Annotated in this window: 14 protein-coding genes; 10 read left to right on the top strand and 4 right to left on the bottom strand. The window is 44.6% G+C overall.

Translation table 11 applies throughout. The annotated features are described in order from the left end of the window. Nucleotides 1-212: 212 nt before the first annotated feature. The 3 genes from lolA to rplU form a co-directional block, all read right to left on the bottom strand. On the bottom strand, nucleotides 213-914 hold the full coding sequence (gene lolA, locus RCH20_RS06755; RefSeq protein WP_209959223.1) for an outer membrane lipoprotein chaperone LolA: 702 nt from the start codon (nucleotides 912-914) through the stop codon (nucleotides 213-215). Between the two features lie 434 nt (nucleotides 915-1348). Beyond that, a complete protein-coding gene (gene rpmA, locus RCH20_RS06750) occupies nucleotides 1349-1606 on the bottom strand; it encodes a 50S ribosomal protein L27 (RefSeq protein ID WP_209958430.1) in 258 nt (85 codons plus the stop codon). 91 nt (nucleotides 1607-1697) lie between these two features. Beyond that, nucleotides 1698-2009 (bottom strand): 50S ribosomal protein L21, encoded by a 312-nt coding sequence (gene rplU / locus RCH20_RS06745; protein ID WP_209958433.1) that lies wholly within the window; start codon nucleotides 2007-2009, stop codon nucleotides 1698-1700. Between the two features lie 584 nt (nucleotides 2010-2593). Here rplU and RCH20_RS06740 point away from each other — a divergent pair. From RCH20_RS06740 to argB, 10 genes are all read left to right on the top strand, one after another. Beyond that, nucleotides 2594-3523, top strand: a complete 930-nt coding sequence (locus RCH20_RS06740; protein ID WP_209959226.1) for a polyprenyl synthetase family protein — start codon at nucleotides 2594-2596, stop codon at nucleotides 3521-3523. Between the two features lie 476 nt (nucleotides 3524-3999). Beyond that, nucleotides 4000-5400, top strand: coding sequence for an efflux RND transporter periplasmic adaptor subunit (locus RCH20_RS06735; protein WP_327193032.1), 1401 nt, complete (start codon nucleotides 4000-4002; stop codon nucleotides 5398-5400). A 35-nt stretch (nucleotides 5401-5435) separates the two neighbouring features. Then, nucleotides 5436-8774, top strand: coding sequence for an efflux RND transporter permease subunit (locus tag RCH20_RS06730; RefSeq protein WP_327193031.1), 3339 nt, complete (start codon nucleotides 5436-5438; stop codon nucleotides 8772-8774). Next, nucleotides 8771-10633 carry an efflux transporter outer membrane subunit gene (locus tag RCH20_RS06725; RefSeq protein WP_327193030.1) on the top strand — a complete coding sequence of 621 codons (1863 nt, stop codon included), beginning with the start codon at nucleotides 8771-8773 and terminating at the stop codon, nucleotides 10631-10633. The genes RCH20_RS06730 and RCH20_RS06725 overlap by 4 nt, the downstream gene beginning before the upstream one ends. 266 nt (nucleotides 10634-10899) lie before the next feature. Next, nucleotides 10900-11907, top strand: a complete 1008-nt coding sequence (hemB, locus tag RCH20_RS06720; protein ID WP_209958441.1) for a porphobilinogen synthase — start codon at nucleotides 10900-10902, stop codon at nucleotides 11905-11907. A 473-nt stretch (nucleotides 11908-12380) separates the two neighbouring features. Beyond that, entirely contained in the window at nucleotides 12381-14420 is a 2040-nt protein-coding gene (locus RCH20_RS06715) for a UvrD-helicase domain-containing protein (RefSeq protein WP_209958444.1), read from the top strand. Nucleotides 14421-14673: 253 nt separating this feature from the next. Continuing rightward, nucleotides 14674-16077, top strand: a complete 1404-nt coding sequence (mgtE, locus tag RCH20_RS06710) for a magnesium transporter (RefSeq protein ID WP_327193029.1) — start codon at nucleotides 14674-14676, stop codon at nucleotides 16075-16077. A gap of 155 nt (nucleotides 16078-16232) precedes the next feature. Further along, nucleotides 16233-16697 carry a dUTP diphosphatase gene (gene dut, locus RCH20_RS06705; protein ID WP_209958449.1) on the top strand — a complete coding sequence of 155 codons (465 nt, stop codon included), beginning with the start codon at nucleotides 16233-16235 and terminating at the stop codon, nucleotides 16695-16697. Nucleotides 16698-16801: 104 nt separating this feature from the next. Beyond that, complete coding sequence (locus RCH20_RS06700; RefSeq protein ID WP_209958451.1) at nucleotides 16802-18679, top strand: phosphomannomutase; 1878 nt, start codon at nucleotides 16802-16804, stop codon at nucleotides 18677-18679. 249 nt (nucleotides 18680-18928) lie between these two features. Next, a complete protein-coding gene (argB, locus tag RCH20_RS06695; protein WP_209958453.1) occupies nucleotides 18929-19837 on the top strand; it encodes an acetylglutamate kinase in 909 nt (302 codons plus the stop codon). Between the two features lie 245 nt (nucleotides 19838-20082). Here the strand turns inward: argB and RCH20_RS06690 are convergent, their stop codons facing one another. Continuing rightward, nucleotides 20083-20460, bottom strand: coding sequence for a Spx/MgsR family RNA polymerase-binding regulatory protein (locus RCH20_RS06690; protein ID WP_209958457.1), 378 nt, complete (start codon nucleotides 20458-20460; stop codon nucleotides 20083-20085). Nucleotides 20461-20731 lie beyond the last annotated feature (271 nt).

Genomic DNA, 20731 nt, shown 5'->3' with positions numbered 1-20731 from the left:
GTCCAAACACTAGTTTGAGTAAACATTGACACATAAAGCAGTCGTTTACCGTTTATTACATAGCCACTCACTATTGTTTATGGCTAAGGGCTGATGCTATCAAAATAAACTATTGCCAACCTGCTACTCAATAAAAAAGGACAAACCAAATAGTGGTTTGTCCTTTTTTATTTATTCAAACATGTTTATCTAATAATAGTTTCAATGTCCGATTACTGGTTGATAACATCAACACCTTTTGGCGGAGTAAATTTAAACTGGCTGCTACTGATACTTGGGTTGAGCTTGATACTACTAAACTTAATGGAAGTCGTTTGCCCTAAGGTATCATTAAGCACCATCATGACTGGCTTACCACCACTAAAGCTCACTGATAAGTTTTTAAAACTGGCACTATCTGATTTGGGATACAGCACGTAGTAGTTTTTATTAGCATAAGGCTGAGTAATTTTAAAGTTTTTATCAATTTTACTGGGATCGCCTGATAACAATAGCGCTGGCGTATTGCCTACTTGGCTATCTACCTTTTGATTGGTCGCTTGCTCTAAATCTTTATCATATATCCACATCGAACTGCTATTAGCTATGATCAGCTGTTGTGATGGCGACTTGGTTTCCCAGCGGAAATTATTAGGGCGCTGGACGCTCATTGAGCCTTTAAAGGTACCACTGCTTGCGCCTTTTGTGGTCTGAGTAAAGTCAGCGGTCATACTTTTGGTATTGGTCAATAGCTTATTTAAGCGTTTGGCAGCGACTAGACTGTCAGCAGGAGCGGCACTAGCTGACTGGGTCAAGGCTATCATGGGTGCAGCGACCCCAAGCGTGGTCATCAATACCCCAGCCAAAGCGCCACTCATTATTTTTTGTTTGACAGTCGCTGTTGGTTTAATGGTTTGCTTAGTTAATAAAGTCATCATATTTCCTCTCATTTTAAAAAAATAGCAATTAGTCTCTAGCAATTGGTCTGTTAGTCTTTAAAGCAGCCGCGTATTTGTTCTGGTAGAATTTTTTGAGTGTTATTTATTAGTTATCACAGCGCTATTGACCAACGACCACATTGTGGCAGTTTTTTTATTACGCGCCTAGACCTGAATTGCAATCATTACTACGCCTGCCATACACGCTTGTAACTAAAAAACTTACCCTATTTTATTCTGGTGTTTATAGAATTTTTATCAAATAGTGCCGTAGAACCTCGTTACTTCTAGGGCATGGATATCAGGCGCTATTTGATAAATATTAGTAAAATATAAACATAAAAAAGTCCCCATCACCAACTGGTAATAGGGACTTTTCTATTTGCTATAAGGACTTATTTAAATACAATAAGCCAGTAGCACAGCAGCAATTATGCGCCTTCAACCATCACGTAGCGACGATTAAATTTACCTTTGGTCGCAAACTTTACCACACCATCATTCAGTGCAAATAAAGTATGGTCACGACCCATGCCAACACCAGCGCCGGCGTGGAATTCTGTACCACGTTGACGAACAATGATGTTACCAGCAACGATGGTTTGACCACCGAAGATTTTTACGCCGAGCATTTTTGGGTTTGAATCACGACCGTTACGTGTCGAGCCGGCAGCTTTTTTATGTGCCATGAGAAAATCTCCTTGTTAATGTGACTTATCGCTAATGCGATAACTCTTAAGCTTTTAGTGCGCTGTTAAGCTTTAATAAGTAAGCTGATAACTAAGCATTAATCGCTTTGATTTTTAACAAGGTATACCATTGGCGGTGACCTTGCTCTTTGTGATAATGCTTACGACGGTTGTGCTTGACGATACGGATTTTTTCGCCGCGGCCATGCTCAACCACTTCAACTTCTACGCTGACACCATCAACGACTGGCTGACCAATTTTGACGGTTTCGCCGTCAACAATCATCAACACGTCTTCAAATTTGATTGTTTCGCCGACTTCTGCTTTTAGTAGTTCAACTTTAAGCAACTCGTTGACGACTACACGGTGCTGTTTACCACCAGTTTTGATTACTGCGTACATTGTCTAACTCCGTTTAACCCGTGTGCCGTGGCTAATATTATACCAGCGCTTCGTAAACGAACACGACAGGGAAAAATTAAAGGCAAGATTTTACGGCTTTTTGCCCATAAAAGCAAGCCGCTCGTCCTATTTTTAAAAAGTGTTCTAATTTTAAAAAGTGTTCTAAAAAATGATGATGCCCATAAATCTATGCATAAGCAGCGCTATTATAACTTATACAATCAGTGACTTACAATGCCTTATATATTTGTCTCTACTATTAAATAATAATTAATGGCTATTAATTATTGTTTAATGCCTATGTTGGTGGCTTTTTAAGCTGTAAGTAAGGCAACCATTTGGTTCTTAGCTCATTTTATATCATATTTTAGTCACCGATTTGAGCGTTTAGCTATGCTATTATAAGCAAGCCAATTGCACTAATTGATATCACTATCAAAAAACTCTCTTTATTCTACTTAATATGACTATTTACTATGACCCTTACTTCTTTGTCTAGCGCCTCATCTAGTGCATCTGCCACACTACTGTCCACACCAAGCTATGCCGATATTCAAAGCATCGTTGCTGATGATTTTGAGATTATGGATAAGCAAGTTTTTGGTAGCCTTAATTCCAAAGTACAGCTAGTGATGAACGTCTCAAAACATGTGATCGACGCGGGCGGCAAACGGATGCGGCCATTGATCACCTTGCTGTGTGCACGAATGTTTCATGATGCGCCGTCACAACAAGCGATGCATTTGGCTGCCATTACCGAGATGCTGCATACCGCAACCTTAGTCCATGATGATGTGATTGATGAATCAGGGCAACGCCGTGGTAAGCCCACAGCCAATGCAACTTGGGACAATGCCACCGCTGTGCTAGTGGGTGATTATCTGATTGCGCGAGCCTTTAACTTATTGGTCGGCTTTCAAAGTTTGCCACTGTTGCAACTGTTCTCAGATGGTACTTGTGATATTGCCGAAGGCGAAGTATTGCAGCTTCAGCATCAGCATAACCCGGCTGCCACCGAAGAGGATTATCTGCGCATCATTGATGGCAAAACCTCACGGCTGTTTATGATGGCGACTCAAGGGACTGCTATCTTGCAAGGACAAACCCAGCACCTTGCTGCATTGGCCGCTTTCGGTCAGCATTTTGGTAATGCCTTTCAGATTGTTGATGATGTGCTCGATTACAGTGGTGATAGTGAGTTAATGGGCAAGAATCTAGGCGATGATTTAGCAGAAGGCAAACCTACCCTACCGACTATCAAAGCGCTCGATCTATTAAAAGATAGCAGCCAACCAGGTTATGATCAGTTACGTATCGCGGTACAGACTGGCAAAACCCCAGATGCCGCACAGTTAATTGAACTGGTGCGCAATTCAGGGTCATTAACTTATTGTAAGCAGCGCGCTTTAGAAGAGACCAAGCTGGCCCAACAAGCTCTCAGCACTCTACCCAATAATCGCTATCGCCAAGGATTGTTTCAGTTGACTGAGCTTGCCAGCGCGCGGTTGCTATAAGACTTTTTTTATCGATCACATTTAATTATTGCTAAAGCGCTCGTTTTCTGTACGAGGCGCTTTTTTACTGTATTGATCAGTCATTATTGTTCTGATTCTATGCAAACTCACTTATACAACAAAACTTAACAATATGCCAAGCAGCCAGTTATTATAAAGTTTCCTAAGCGTTTTTTCGTGTAACGCTTGTGTTACCAGTGTTCTTTATAGAAAGCCAAAACCCAAATACAACTTTATGAGAGCAGACATGCTTTTGAGTGCTTGACTACGGGGTAGACCCTATAGTTTATAATAGCCTACTAAATTAAATCTGCTTATCCGGTTTTTGCACGTGCTACTCTCTACCTACACGTGCCTAGTCGCTAATGAATATTGGCAACAGTGACTGCATAATTATTGTTTATATCGATAACGTTCCAAATTTATCACTACACTTTTCATACTGTATCAATATTATATTATTGCCGAGGACATTGATGAAGCATTCTTATCTTGCGCTTGTAATAGCATCTGTACTATCTGGAGCTGTACTGGTTGGCTGTGACAAAAACGAGGACGCCGCTGGTGGAGCAGCACAGCAGCAGATGCCACCTGCCGTCGTCAACGTCCAGACCGTGACTTTTGGCACCGTACCTCAAGTACAGACCTTTTCTGGCCGTACTGCAGCCTATCAGACTGCAGACGTTCGCCCACAAGTAAATGGCATTATTGACGAAATACTATTCCGTGAAGGCAGTACGGTCCAAAAGGGCCAGCCCTTATATCGTATCAATACCGATAACTACACGACTTCTATTGTGAGTGGTCAAGCAGCGGTAGCACAGGCAGAGGCCAACTATCAGACCGCCGTGGCTAATAATGCCAATGCGAAAGCGGAGCTAGTCAGTCGCCAAGCGTCATTATCACAAGCACAAAATGACTTACAGCGTTTGAGTGGTTTGGTCGAAATTGATGCCATCTCTAAACAGCAATATGATCAAGCGGTAACCCAAGTGCGTACTGCCCAAGCCGCTGTGCAAAGTGCCAATGCGGCTATCGGTCAATCGCAAGCAGGTATTGAAAGTGCAAAAGCCGGTATTCAAACGGCAAAAGCCGGTCTCGATACCAGCACCTTAGATCTCAATCGTACTATCGTACGGGCGCCAATCACCGGTCGTAGTGACCGCTCGAGCGTCACTGCCGGTACCTTAGTCAGTGCCAGTCAAGCCAATCCGCTGGTCACTATTTCACGCTTAGATCCTATCTATGTCGATATCAGTCAATCATCGTCTGAGCTGCTCAATCTACGCCAGCAAATATCTGCGGGTAAAGCCCAAACAGGCATGAATACCGTCGAACTGGTATTAGAAGACGGTTCTGTTTATCCGGTAAAAGGTAAGCTTTCTTTATCAGAGGCTAAAGTCGATGAGTCAACTGGGGCGGTAACCTTACGTGCCGTATTTCCAAATAAGAACAACATCTTGCTCCCAGGCATGTATGTCAGCGCACGCTTGACCCAAAGTGTCATTACCAATGCCGCTTTAGTGCCACAAAGTGCGGTTATGCGTTCGACTAAAAGCGAAACTCAAGTTTATATCGTTGATGAAAATAACAAAATCCAAGTTCGTCCGGTTACGATTAATGGTACTTATAATGGACAATGGGTAGTCACTGACGGTCTAGAGAGTGGCGATAAAGTGGTGGTTATCGGTGGCGCAAAAGTGAAGCCTGAACAAGAAGTGGTCACTGAGCCTTTGGAAAATCCAAACCCAGCACCCTCCAAGCAAGCTGCCCCTACTGGCACTGCTGCCAAAACACCGCAGCAAGCTGCAAAAAATATGGATAAGTCTACCGATGGCAAAACTGCCAATAAACCGGCACCAGCAGCCGCCAATTAATTCCATTCAAAGCTAGGAAGACTTAGGGATATACTATGTCAGTTTTTTTTATTAATCGCCCTATCTTTGCATGGGTGATGGCCATTTTGGTTATGCTCATCGGGATAATATCGGTTATTAACCTACCGATTGAGCAGTATCCAGCTATTGCGCCGCCAACTATTTCGGTCAGTGCCAGCTACCCTGGTGCTAACGCTGAAACCGTTGAAAACTCAGTGGTACAGGTTATCGAGCAACGCATGAAGGGGCTTGATGGCTTGATGTATATGAAGTCGTCGAGTACCTCAAATGGTAGTGCCTCCGTACAGCTTTACTTTGAAAACGGTACGGATGCCGATACAGCACAAGTACAGGTTCAGAACAAACTCCAGGCCGCAATGAGCTCTTTGCCTGAGCAAGTACAGCGTCAGGGCGTCACCGTTAATAAGGCCTCTGATGGCTTTTTGGCCGTGTTTGGGTTTGTCTCCGAAGACGGCAGTATGGATCGGGCTGATATCGGTGATTATATCAACTCGAATGTCGTCGATCCGCTCAGCCGTGTTGAAGGGGTTGGTCAAGTGCAAGCATTTGGCGCCTCTTACGCCATGCGTATTTGGCTTGATCCAGCACGCTTACGTGGCTATAACTTGGTGCCATCTGATGTGGTCAAAGCCGTACAAGCGCAAAACGCCCAAGTATCTGCCGGTCAATTAGGCCAAGCACCTGCTGATGTCGATGAACAAGTTATTAATGCGACCGTTACCGTACAAAGCTATCTAAAAACACCTGACGAGTTCGAAGACATTCTACTAAAAACAGATACCTCTGGTGCACAGGTGCGCTTAGGCGATGTTGCAGACGTTGAAATTGGTAGTGAAGATTATAGTACTATTTCATTGTTTAATGGCCAACAAGCCGCTGGCCTTGCGGTATCACTAGCGGGCGGTGCTAACGCGCTTGAAACCCGCGAATTGGTCGGTGCTCAAATCGCCGAGCTAGAAGCAAACTTTCCTATAGGTCTAAAGTCCGTCGTTCCTTACGACACCACCCCATTTGTCCGCTTGTCTATTGAACAAGTGGTTTATACGCTGATCGAAGCGATTATATTAGTATTTATTGTCATGTTCGTTTTCTTACAGAACTGGCGTGCGACTATTATCCCAACCCTTGCGGTACCTGTGGTACTACTGGGTACTTTTTCGGTGCTCTATATAGCAGGGTTCAGTATTAACGTACTGACCATGTTTGCGATGGTGCTGTCCATTGGCCTACTGGTGGATGATGCCATTGTGGTGGTAGAGAACGTTGAGCGGATTTTGGAAGAAGACCCGCATATCTCTATCAAGGACGCCACCATCCAATCGATGGGGGAAATTAGTAAAATCGTAGTGGGTATCGCGATTATCTTGTCAGCGGTGTTCGTACCGATGGCCTTCTTCGGCGGCTCAACTGGGGTGATTTATCGTCAGTTTGCCATTACGCTTATCACTAGCATGGTGCTATCGGCTCTAGTGGCCCTTATCTTTACCCCTGCCCTCTGTGTGACCTTGCTAAAACGTAGTAAGAGCCATGAAAAAGGCAATAGCGAACAGCAAAAAGGCTTCTTTGGTTGGTTTAACCGTTCTTTCACCAAAGCCAGCCGCTCTTATGAAAGTTTTGTCGGTAAGAGTTTCCGCTTTAAATGGGTGTACTTCATAGCCTATGCCGCCATCATCGGTATTATGGCAGTGGTATTCTTACGGATCCCCGGTTCATTTTTACCAGAAGAAGACCAAGGGATTATGTTTACCGCCGTCCAGTTACCTGCTGGTTCGACCCTTGATCAAACCCAAGATGTGCTAGGTAAAGTGAGTGATTATTATAGTAGCCAAGAACCGGATAATGTGGCTTCAGTGTATACAATCGCGGGCTTTAGTTTTGTGGGACAAGGACAAAACGTCGGTATCGCCTTCGTAAAACTAAATGACTGGGCAGATCGCGAAGGGGATGAAAATACAGCGCGGGCCATATCTGATCGTGCACAGGGTTACTTCTTTAGCCAAATTAACGAAGCGACTGTTTTTAATATTATACCGCCAGCGATTAGTGGGCTTGGTAACTCTAGTGGTTTTGACTTAATGATCCAAGATTCTGGTAACCTTGGACACGAGGGTCTACTTGAAGCACGTAATATGTTACTGGGCATGGCCGCTCAAAATGATCAAGTCGCCGGCGTGCGTCCCAACGGCCAAGAAGATGCGCCGCAGCTGAAAATCAATATCAACCAAGAACAAGCCGCCGCTTATGGTTTATCTCTGGCGAGTATTAATAGTGTTATCTCAATCGCTTGGGGCTCAACCTATATCAATGACTTCATTGACCGTGGTCGTGTTAAACGGGTGTTTGTACAAGGTCAGCCTAGTAGCCGTACTAACCCTGATGATCTTGGTAAATGGTATGTGCGTAATGACAGCAACGAAATGATTTCGTTTGATGCTTTTTCTAGTAGTGAATGGGAAAGCGGTTCACCCGGTCTCACGCGCTATAACAGTTTGGCGTCAATGAACATCCAGGGTAATGCGGCTGAAGGCTTAAGTACTGGTGAAGCGATGGATGCCATGGAAGCCATGGTCGAAAAACTCCCTGATGGCATTAGCTATGAATGGACAGGCCTGTCACTTGAGGAGCAAAAGTCAGGCGCTCAAGCGCCCATGCTATACGCTATCTCAATCCTGGTGGTATTCCTATGTCTGGCGGCGCTGTATGAAAGTTGGTCAGTGCCATTCTCAGTACTATTGGTGATTCCACTTGGGGTATTGGGGGCGGTGCTGTTTACCTGGTTCCGCGGTTTCTCCAACGATATTTACCTACAAGTCGGTCTACTCACGGTGGTCGGGCTATCTGCCAAAAACGCCATCTTGATTATCGAGTTTGCGAGGGACCACCAAGAGGAAGGTTATAGCCTTAAAGATTCGGTAATGCTCGCAGCGCGGCAACGTTTACGTCCGATTATCATGACCTCACTTGCCTTTGGTCTGGGCGTTGTGCCATTATTCATAGCAACCGGTGCCGGGTCTGGTAGCCAAAACGCGATCGGTACCAGTGTGGTTGGTGGAGTGATCACTGCTACCTTCTTAGGTATCTTCTTTATTCCTATGTTCTATATTTGGATGCGTAGTATTTTCCCTTATAAAGGTAACGAAGCGCATGATCCGAATGATCCGAATGATAAAGATGACGGCAATGATCCAAATGGACCAAGCAATCCAGATGGACCAACTGATCCCAATGGCTCACAGGATCCTGACGAAACCCTAGTTACGCCAAAAGTGCTAGATACACCGACCAATGATATGCAAGATCCAACTCCCTCTGAGAGTTATCAGCCTCTAAGCTTTGGAGATAATACAAAATGAGTTTTAGTACGTTATTTACCCCTAACTCAGCCACCAAAGCAGTAGTTACCACTACTGCTAGCGTGCGCCCAATGACAGGCACTTGGTTTGCCCCTACCGCTATGATCGCGACTTTCTCAGTATCACGGGTACGCAAAAATAGTGGGCGCTTGCTAGGCTTAACAGCGTTAGCAATGAGCATGGCCGCCTGTAATACTATTCCAAAAGCTGATATGCGCCCGGTACTTGCTGAGCCAAATTTGCCCATTGAACAGGCTTACGGTGCCTTTGATCGTGAGACCACTAGTAGCGCTGACCAGCCCAGTCTCGCCAGTCAACGCTGGCAGAATTTTTATAGCGACGAGCGCTTGAAAGGTCTCATTGCCTTGAGTCTGGAGAATAACAAAGACTTTGAAAGCGCCAGCTTAGCTATTGAAAAAGCACGTGCTCAATATCGAATTACTGATATTCGCGACCTACCTTCTATTGATGGTAGCGCCGGCTACTCTCGCCAACGCCAAGGAAGTCAAATAAGTGGTCGAAGTGGTCAAACGGGCGATAGTTACAATGTACAATTGGGCTTGGCCAACTACGAGCTCGACTTTTGGGGCAAGATTGCCAGTCTAAAAGATCAAGCATTGCAGAACTTTTTGGCGACCACCGCGGCAAAAGATGCCACCCAAATCAGCCTGATTAGTAACGTTGCCCAAAGCTATGCTAACTTAAGCTATAGCCTCGCACAGCTAAAGCTGGCTGAAGCGACGGTAGAGAGTCGTGAGAGGTCACTATTCATTGCCAGCAAACGCTTTGAAGCCGGTATTGATCCCAAGCTACCCTCTTTACAGTCCAGTGCCTCACTAGAAAATGCCAAACTTGCGGTATTAAGGGCGCAAAGCAGCATCTTAACCTCGCGTAATGCATTACAGTTTTTGGTGGGTGCGTCAATTCCAGCAGGTCTTATTCCGGCGCCAGCCGTCAGTAACATTACCACGCAACAAATCTTTAGTACCGGTCTACCAAGCGAGCTACTACGTTATCGTCCTGACGTGCTACAAGCAGAATATAACTTAAAAGCCGCTGGCGCTAATATTGAAGTGGCGCGCACCTCTTATTACCCTTCAATTAGCCTTGCCAGTAGTGTGGGTCTGCGGAGTGGCAGCTTAGACGATTTATTTAGCAGTGGTTCGTTCGGTTGGTCATTCGGCCCCACGCTCAGCGTACCGATCTTTGATGGCGGTCGTCTAGATGCCAATTATAATGTGGCTACCATCGAACGTAAGCAGACGCTTGCCAGTTATGAAAGATCTATCCAAGTGGCATTCCGAGAAGTCTCAGATGTCTTAGCAACTCGTGCAACGCTAGGCAGTCAGCTTGAATCGCAGTACCGTCTACAAGATAACTTTGAGCAAACCTATCAAATTGCGGACGCACGCTTTAAAGCCGGTATTTCCAACTACCTAGATGTACTCGATGCCCAGCGCTCATTGTTCTCAACTCAGCAAGGTATTTTAGATTTAGAACTTCAAAAAATCATCAGCCAAGTTGAGTTGTATCAAGCACTTGGTGGCGGGGCCAATCTTGATGTACCAACGATTATTCCCGTACCGCAGTATACCAATGTGGCACAATTAGGTAGAGCGCCTGGTAATAGTGCAGAAGCAAAAGCCACTTACGCACTTAATGCCGCCAGCTCAGCACGGGTACTTTCTGTGCAAGAAGCCGTGGCGATTAAACAGTCAGAGTCGCCTGCGACAGCTACCTTTAATCCGACTGCAGTGGTTGATGTTAACAATGACGGCAAAGCAGATGCCACCGTCGGAATCGTCACCACAGAAACACCGGTTGAGCAAGTGCCAGTGACCCAGATTATCGAACCTTAAATGTTTACTTATCGCATGACTATTGCATAAACATCTGACCATTAGCCCTGCCAACTTGGTGGGGCTTTTTGCCTTTAGATGGCACTTTTGGTTATAGTAAGCATACTGTCCTGAGCGCTACTTTATATCTGTCGTTAAAATACCTTAAAAACGCGACGGTACTGCTGCTATCAGCTTTTTGCAGCCTCTGTCTGCGTAGGCACAGCAAGTAATGTCTGACCTTGTCATAGATTTATATTTAGTTCACAACCTAATAAGGAATAATAATGACTTATACTTTTAATCGCCAATTCCCTGCTACTCGCCTACGTCGTTTGCGTTATAACGACAATGTACGAGCGATGATTCGTGAGGTTGAACTGCATCCCAAGCATTTTATTGCACCGGTATTTGTTTTAGAAGGCGAAAATCAACGCGAAGCAATTGCTAGTATGCCAGGGGTTGAGCGCCTATCGATTGATTTACTGATCAAGTACGCGAAAGAATTACTAGCCGAGGGTGTGACCACCATCGATATCTTTCCAGTCATTGATAATGCGCTAAAAACAGCCGATGGTCGTACAGCCTATGATGAAAATGGTCTGAGTGCCCGTGCGGTAAAAGCCGTCAAAGATGCCATACCTGAAATGGTAGTAATGACTGATGTGGCATTAGACCCTTATACCTCACACGGTCAAGATGGTTTGCTTGATGACGAAGGTTATGTGGTAAATGACGAAACTGTTGAGGTGCTGGTCAAGCAAGTGTTGGTACATGCCCGCGCTGGTGCCGATATCATCTCACCCAGCGATATGATGGACGGGCGTATCAAAGCCATGCGTGACGCTTTGGAATCAGAAGGCTTTTTCAATACCGCTATCATGGCCTACTCGGCTAAATATGCTTCAGCTTATTATGGTCCTTTCCGTGATGCAGTCGGTAGTGCCGGCAACCTAAAAGGGGGTCATAAGAAACAATACCAGATGGATTATGGTAATCGTGCCGAAGCCTTACATGAAGTCGCGATGGACATCAACGAAGGTGCTGATATGGTGATGATTAAACCAGGTCAGCCCTACTTGGACCTCATTCGTGAAGTTAAAAACACCTTTGGCGTACCGACTTTTGCGTATCAGGTCTCTGGGGAATACGCCATGCATATGGCGGCGATTCAAAACGGTTGGTTAAGTGATGCAGTGATTTTAGAATCGCTGATTGGCTTTCGCCGCGCCGGTGCTGATGGCATCTTGACTTATTTTGCGTTAGAAGCAGCACGCCAGTTAAATAATGCTTAAAGCCAGTCTACTGAATTAAAAAATTTAGTTGAAACAATTAGCTACAACGCTTATTTTCGCGCCCATTGATTTAGATCAGTTGGCGCGATTCTGTTTTTCTCTTCTTTTTATTCTTAGCACTTTTTTAACCACACTATCGTTAAAATACCTTAAAAACGCGACGGTACTGCTGGTATAAGCTTTTTGCAGCCTCTGTCTGCGTAGGCACAGCGAGCAAGAAAAACGTATGCCAGCAGTAGGTTAGGTATCGATAGTACTTTTTATTGACTATATCTATCTGCCATCTCCCGCCAAAACGTACGGTTTTTGCTTTATAATAGCCTACCTAATTTTAAGCGTATGTTTACGCTAACCGCTACATTTTACTGCCTTTATTCTGTCGCTTGCCCAACCATTTTTCTGGGGCTTTAACGGGTTAATTCCGCGGCTACCCTCTTTTTTACTTTTGAACCATTTGTCCCAAAGGTCACGCTATGAGTCAGAGTCAACTTAATCCCAAACAACAAGAAGCCATGCTCTACGTGTCTGGCCCACTACTGGTGTTAGCAGGTGCAGGCTCTGGTAAAACTTCGGTCATCACCCGTAAGATTGCCCACCTTATCGAAGAGTGCAACGTGCCAGCGGAGCGTATTACCGCAGTGACCTTTACTAATAAAGCAGCTCGGGAAATGAAGGCCCGAGTCAGCAAATTAATGCCCAGCGATAAGACTCGCGGCTTGACGGTATCGACCTTTCATCAATTTGGTTTACAGTTTTTGCGTTATGAGCTGATTCACACTCCGCTGAAGGGTAACTTCTCCATTATGGATGGCGAGGACAGCAAGCGCCTACTCATGGAATTAATGATGCGCGACAACTTAAGTGGCGCTGAAAGTCGCGAGTTGGTCGGCAAAGCGATGAAGTTTATCTCCGACTGGAAAAACGATTTGATTGACCCCGCACATGCGGCTGAGACCTTAGACGATCCCGAAGATATGATTTTTGCGACGTTATATGCCCTCTACGAACGTAATTTGCGCGCTTATAATGCCGTTGATTTTGATGACCTGATTGTCTTACCGACCAAAATATTACGCGACAATACCCAGCTGCGAGACAAATGGCAAAACCGTATCCGCTACCTACTAGTCGATGAGTATCAAGATACCAATACCGCTCAGTATGAGATGATTAAATATCTAGTGGGGCCACTAGGGCGCTTTACAGTAGTGGGCGATGATGACCAATCTATCTATGCGTGGCGCGGGGCCAAACCTGAAAATATGGCGCTACTAAAAGAAGATTTTCCTAAATTAAAAATCGTGATGCTTGAGCAAAACTACCGCTCGACCAGTCGCATCTTGACCGCTGCCAACGCGGTTATTACTAATAATGAGCATTTATTTGAGAAAAAACTGTGGTCAGATAAAGGTCATGGCGAAAAAATCCGTATTATCAATTGTCGTAATGATGACGATGAATCTGAGCGCGTGGCCAAAGAAATTGCCACTCACAAGCTACGTTTCGGTAATGAGTGGGAAGATTACGCGGTGTTGTATCGCAGTAACTTTCAAGCGCGGATGTTAGAAGCGCAGTTACGCCAATTGCAAATACCTTATAAGATATCGGGTGGTCAGTCGTTTTTTGCCCGCAGTGAAATCAAAGACATCATGGGCTATCTGCGTCTGATTCTAAACCCAGAAGATGACAGTGCCTTTTTGCGGATTATTAATACCCCCAAGCGCGGTATGGGACCTGCAACCCTAGAGAAGCTTGGGTTATTCTCCCAAGAGCACAGTATCTCGTTACTGGCCTCTTGTACCCATGCCGGTCTCAGTCATGTATTACCCTCTAAGGCCTATAGTACCTTAAAAGAGTTCGGCGATTTTATTGAACATTATACCCGCGACCTAGATCAGCATCCGGACCCCGTGCCTATTGTACGGCAGATGATTGATGAAACTGGTTACGTCGATGTGGTGCGCTCAGAAGCCAAAACCCCGCAGCAAGAAAAGAACCGTCTCGATAATATCGAGGTGCTATATACCAGTATTCAATCGCTGATCAACCGCGCGGAAAATGACGAAGACCGTACTATTGATACCATCATCCGCAAGCTAGTATTGCTCGATATGTTAGAGCAGCAGCAAGAAGATGAGAATACCAATAAAGTCAATTTAATGACCCTGCATGCGGCAAAGGGCTTAGAATTTAATTACGTCTATATTATGGGCTTAGAAGAAGAAATGCTGCCGCATCGTAACTCCATTATGAGTGAAACGGTCGAAGAAGAGCGCCGACTCATGTACGTGGGCATTACTCGTGCACGCCGTGAACTGACCTTAACACTTGCCACCCAACGCCGTGCCGGTGGACAAATGCGAGTCACCTCTGAATCGCGCTTTTTAGACGAGTTGCCCGAAGACCATATCGACTGGCCCGCCAAAGCTAAAAAGAAAAAAGCCACTAAAGATCCAGAAGCAGTCGCTGATGAGTACTTGGCCAATATTCGGGCGTTATTGGGTAAACGCTAGCTTGTGTACTAAAATATCCATAGATTAACACACCAAGTGCAACGCGACGGTACTGCTGGTATAAATTTTTTGCAGCCTCTGTCACGCTTGCGAACAGCAAGCAAGAAAAAGTTATACCAGTAGCACTTTGATATGAACGACTCTCTTTTATTTCGAACTGACTATAAGGTCTCAATGAATAGCATCAGGTGACTATTCATTTATTTTTCAACCTTATCTCGTTTTATATTTTTTTAATATTGATGGAACACTCATGCCTGCTTCTACGCCCAGCTCTAAACACCCATTCAAACCGCGGGCAGACTATAATTCGCTAGAATATAGTGCTGAATATAAGCTACTGTATTTGCAGGAACTGGTCGCTGATGACGCCTATGTTGCTATTACGGATTTTTTGGCTAAGCAGTCAGAGTACGAAATTGCTAACTTATTAGAATCATTCCCCACCCAAGATCGACTGCTGATTTGGGCACAAGTACCCGAAAACCTTAAGGGCGAAGTACTCGCTGAGCTGGAATTTGATACGCGCCAGCCGCTAATGCAGAACATTTCCTCAAAAGAGATTTCATTACTTACTCAAGATCTTGATGCGCAGGACATCTCAGAGATTTTAGAGACCGTTACCGAAACAGTTCGTACCTCGGTAATGGCGACTTTAGATGAAGATGTTCGTATACAAGTTAATAAGCTTGATACCTATAAAGATTGGGAAGTCGGCAGCTATATGGATCCTGATATCGTCCAAGTGCAAGATGATATTAGCTTGGCGCAGGTACAAGACTGGCTACGCGCTAATATTGAATTGCTCGATGATCAAAGCCAAGAGCTATTAGTGGTCGATCAAAGCCAGCAGTTACTCGGGCTACTTAGCCTAGTGGATTTGATCAAACATGAGCAAAGCGCGCTAGTCTCAAGCTTTATAGATAATGCGGTGACTATCAACGATCGCTTGGATATCCAAGATGCGGCAGCAATTTTTCGTTCAGAAGACATTCGTTTTGCACCAGTAATTAATAGCCATGGCGAGCTGGTTGGTCAGTTAAATGGCGAAGACATCATGGAGATTATCCAAGACGATGTCGATAGCACCATGAAAAGCTTGGCTGGTGTCAGTCAAGATGAAGAGTTGTTTGCGCCTATTCTAACCAGCGCCAAAAGCCGTAGTATTTGGCTCGGTATTAACTTATGTACCGCACTTTTAGCAGCAGCAGTGATTGGTCAGTTCGAAGCGGTACTCGCAAAAGTGGTGGCACTAGCCATACTAATGCCAGTAGTGGCCAGTATGGGCGGTATTGCTGGCTCGCAAACATTGACCGTGGTTATTCGCGGTATGGCAATGGGGCAAATTGGGGGTTCAAACCGCTGGTGGTTGTTCAATAAAGAGCTGTGGGTTGGCGCGATAAACGGTATTATCTGGGCCTTTATCATGGCGATTATTGCCCAAATGTGGTTTCAGGATGTTAGAATTAGCGCGGTAATTGGCTGTGCGATTGCCATTAACATGACCGCTGCTAATGTATCGGGCATTACTATTCCCATAGTATTAAAGAATATGGATATTGACCCGGCATTGTCCGCCTCAGTGATTCTGACCACAGTGACTGATATTGTCGGCTTTATGTCGTTTTTGGGGTTAGCGAGCATTTTATTACTCTAGTTTTTATCTTTAAAAGTTAAAATTGTCATTAATCGTTTAAATTTAATAACCGCCGCTTATAAAGTGTTAGGGTTACCCTTGTCATGCCAGTATATTGCTAAAAGCAATCTATTCAGATTTTTTATAAAACAGTCAAATTATTAAGTGAGCGTGTTATGCAAGCGGTACAAGTCAAAGTCCTAAACCCTAAAATCACTCAAGATCCAGCATTTTCTCTACCTACTCGTGCCACTGATGGTTCAGCAGGTATCGACTTGCGCGCTTGTATTGATGAGCCCTTAACTATTAAGGCAGGGTCGACACATTTAATAGGCACAGGATTGGCCGTTTATATTCAAAACCCCAATTATGCTGGGATGATTTTGCCGCGCTCAGGCCTCGGTCATAAGCATGGCATTGTGCTCGGTAACTTAGTGGGACTCATTGATGCCGATTATCAGGGTGAGCTCATGGTTAGCATTTGGAATCGCAGTAATGAAGATTTTGTCCTCAATCCTGCCGAACGTATGGCGCAGTATATTGTCGTGCCCGTTGCCCGTCCTGAATTTGAAGTCGTGACTGAGTTTGATGATGAAAGTGCACGTGGGGCAGGCGGTTTTGGACATTCAGGTCGCCAATAACTTTAGCCAATAGAGCGAATAAAATTAGCCAATAACGTTGTAATGTTTACAGTAACACCTGTTTTTTCACTACTCATGGATACGATAATAAGGATATTAAAGCGATGCCATCTTTTTCCGCCCAACACTCCTTATTTCGTGCTTACGATATTCGCGGTGCACGGCAGCACTTTACCTCTGAGTTTGTGCAGGCATTAGGTGAGGCTTTCGCTCAACTTTATAATTCGCAGAATCAATCTATAAAAAACAACAGTGTCGCTCAGCATAATGAGCAAGTGCATGACCCTAAGACTATCAATGAAAATAGTACCAATATCGTGGTCATCGGCTACGATGTGCGCTACGGTAGTGACACTATTGCTCAATGGCTAGCAAATACCTTGCGGCAACGTGGCTTGACGGTTATTGGTTTAGGTCTTGTTACCACCCCGATGATGGCATTTTGGGCTGATCAATATGACGGCCATGGCATTATGGTCACCGCCAGCCATTCTGCGAAAGACACGCTAGGGATAAAGTGGCTGGTAGGCAACGCCTCTTCTAGTAGTGAGGATATTCAGGCCCTGTATCAGCAACTGCAGGGTACTAATAATCAAAAACAGCCCCCGTCGCAAAAACAGCACCATCTACAAAGCGTCAACCATCCTAAAAAAGTACCGCACAATCAAAACACCCTGTTAAATTCAAATGTCATAGCTAACGATAATGGCCCTACTACCCGCTTGCCTGCTATGCAAGTAGCGACGACTTATATCAATGCCATCACGCAAGTATTTACTCGTATTGATCAGCATAGCAACACCACAACCGAAAATCAGTGTATTCCCTTATCTAAACTCGATTTAACAGTGGTCATTGATTGTATGCATGGCGCGACTAGCAATATTGCCCAGCGTTTATTTGAGCGATTTTGTCGACAGGTGATCATGCTTAATGATATGCCTGACGGCAATTTCCCAACCGGCAATCCTGATCCCACCGAACCCAATCGTCTGGCGGAGCTACAGCAGGTCGTTATCATTAATGAGGCAGATATTGGTCTGGCCTTTGATGGCGATGGCGATCGGCTGATGATTGTCGATAACAGCGGTAAAGTGGTCACGCCCGACCACCTACTGTATTTATTAGCGCAAGTGGCCCTGACTGAACGGCCCCAAGCATTAAAAGAGTCAATTTCAGCGCCGAAGGTTCTCTTTGATATCAAATGCTCCCATCACTTATCGAAGCTGCTTACCCAGCTGGGTGCAATACCTGTGATGAGTAGAACGGGCAGTAGCCTAATGCGGCAACAGCTACAAGCTTATCGCAATCATTTTGTATTCGCCGGCGAGTTATCGGGTCATTTTATTTTTAATGATGGTTATTTTATAGTTTATGATGACGCCATGTATGCCGGGTTGCGGTTGCTACACTGGTTGGTCCGTACCGCTACTATTCCTAATGATGCCTTGCCAATAATCAATGACTCATGGGGCGAGCTCAGACCGACCATCACGCCTTATAAGCTGACTGATATTACCCAATATTTACCTATGATGGTGAGTACCGCCGACCACTACTTACCGCTACCCAGCACAGCGCTGACAGAATGCTCAATCGTGCAGCAATTAGATGCCTTTTGTCACTATTTACAGCAGCTGGTTGAAGACTCATCAGTGTCCGATTCCTATGGTAAGACACCTATCCCTGCAGATGTACCGTCGCTGTGTACTTGTGTTGATAGTAAGCTACAATTGAGCTTAGTACAGGCCAAGCAGTTGTTGCCAGCAGGAACGCGCTTAACCTGTATTGATGGAGTTCGGTTAGACTTTGCTCATGGCTTTGGCGTATTGCGTCAATCCAATACTAGCAATAGCCTTACGGTGCGCTTGGCCGGTGACAGCAATGCTGATCTTAAAGACGTTCAAAGACGTTTTATAGCGTTATGCCGCCCATTCGATAAAAATTTAGCGGAGCAAATTGCAGCCATTTACCCTGAATAACTTTAGTCATAAGCAAGTTTGCCTATAAGTGGCGGTCGTTATGAGTGGTTATAGCCAGCTACCACGATAATAATTAGCTCATAACTCAAAAGTAATACTTTCTTAAATAACATTCCTATTCTTAAATAAAGTTCCTATTCTTAAATAACGTTCCTATAACGATAACCTTTAAACATAATCTTTTTACCGCGTCTGACCTATATCTATAGATCGAACGTGAGTTTTAAAACCGTATTTTAGGAGTTTACGATGTCGCTTAATTTTGATGATGCCAAAATTACCGCTGAAGTGTTAACCACAGCGCTACCCTATATTCAACGCTTTGTAGACAAGCTGATTGTGGTCAAATATGGTGGTAATGCCATGACTGATCCAGCGCTTGAAAGCTCATTTGCCCGCGATATTGTGTTGTTAAAAACCGTTGGTATGCATCCAGTAGTGGTACATGGTGGTGGTCCACAGGTTGATAATTTATTAAAAGAGCTCGGCCGCCAGTCTGAACGGATTGATGGTATGCGGGTGACCGACAAAAGCACCATGGATATTGTCGAGATGGTACTGGGCGGCAGTGTCAATAAATCCATTGTCAGCCTAATTAACAAACATGGTGGTAGCGCCATTGGTTTGACCGGTAAAGATGCCAACTTGATTATTGCCAAAAAATTAATGATGGAAAAAATTGGCGAAGATGGTATTGCGGTACCGGTAGACTTGGGATTTGTTGGTGATGTGGTCAGCGTCAATAAGGACGTGATTAATATGCTTATTGCCTCTAATTTTATCCCCGTTATTGCCCCACTTGGGGTCGATAGCGAAGGCAATACTTATAATATCAATGCAGACTTGGTCGCGGGTAAAGTTGCTGAATTTTTACAAGCTGAAAAGCTGATGCTGCTGACCAATATTAAAGGGGTGTTAGGACGCGACGGTCAAGTAGTAACTGGCTTGACCCCGAAAACTGTAGATACTTTAATTGAAGATGGTACTATTTCTGGCGGTATGATTCCAAAGATACAATGTGCCCTTAATGCGGTTCGTAGTGGCGTAAAAAGCGCGGTTATTGTTGATGGTCGCGTCCCACATGCTACCTTGTTAGAAATATTTACTAATGAAGGGGTGGGCACGCTAATCAGTCGTGACCTAGGGTCGTCAAGCTAGGGTCGTCAAGCTAGGAATAGATGATGACTTTGGTGCTGTGGTGTCTTACCTTCATCATTCACAGCTTATAACTGCCGAGCAAGTTCGCATGTATGTGTTGCTTATTTGGCTGGCCAGTCTGGTGTATTTTATCTTAGCAATAATTAAACCCGAGCTTAGGGTGTTCTAAGCTCGGGGTTAATTAATTTGATTGCTGCTATTGTGCGACTGTTTTGATAGCTATCACCATCTAAGAAACAACGACTTTATAAAAGATTGGCTTCATAGTCTGCTGCATCAAAACCGCATAACAATACTGACCGAGCTTGGTTTTTACTCTCGAGCTGGCCTTCTACAATAGGACGTTTAAGCATACTGGTATTGGCCAGTAATAATTCAATTGCATCTGCATCGTTTGCATCTGCTGCCGCTTTTTGCTCGTCGCTTAAGTTGCGCCAGGTGGTTCCGCGCTTATTAAGCACTTGGTCTAGTCCTAACAAGTCGACCCAGCGCTGTACGCTATCTTGATCGATACCGCGTTTTTTATAATCGTGAAAATCATAGTTGACGCCCAGCTCCTCAAGCTTGATAAATGCTTTTTTCATAGTGCTACATGATTTAATGCCGTAAATAGTAATGGTCATTGTTGCTCCTGGTTATTCAACCTTGTTATTCAATACTGTTATTGAGTACTTTTAGATGATAAATTTCGAGTATTTATCTATCGTTAAAATACCTTAAAAACGCGACGGTACCGCTGGTATAAGATTTTTGCAACCCCTGTCTGCATAGGCACAGCAAGCGAGAAAAATTTATGCCAGCAGTAGGTTATGTATCAATATTACGTTTCATTGACTATATGGTCATTCAAGCATACCGATACCCTGTACAAACCACAAATAGTATCAGTAATGG

Source organism: Psychrobacter sp. PL15 (assembly GCF_035984995.1).
GTDB lineage: Bacteria > Pseudomonadota > Gammaproteobacteria > Pseudomonadales > Moraxellaceae > Psychrobacter.
This window is presented reverse-complemented; position numbering and strand designations above follow the sequence as displayed.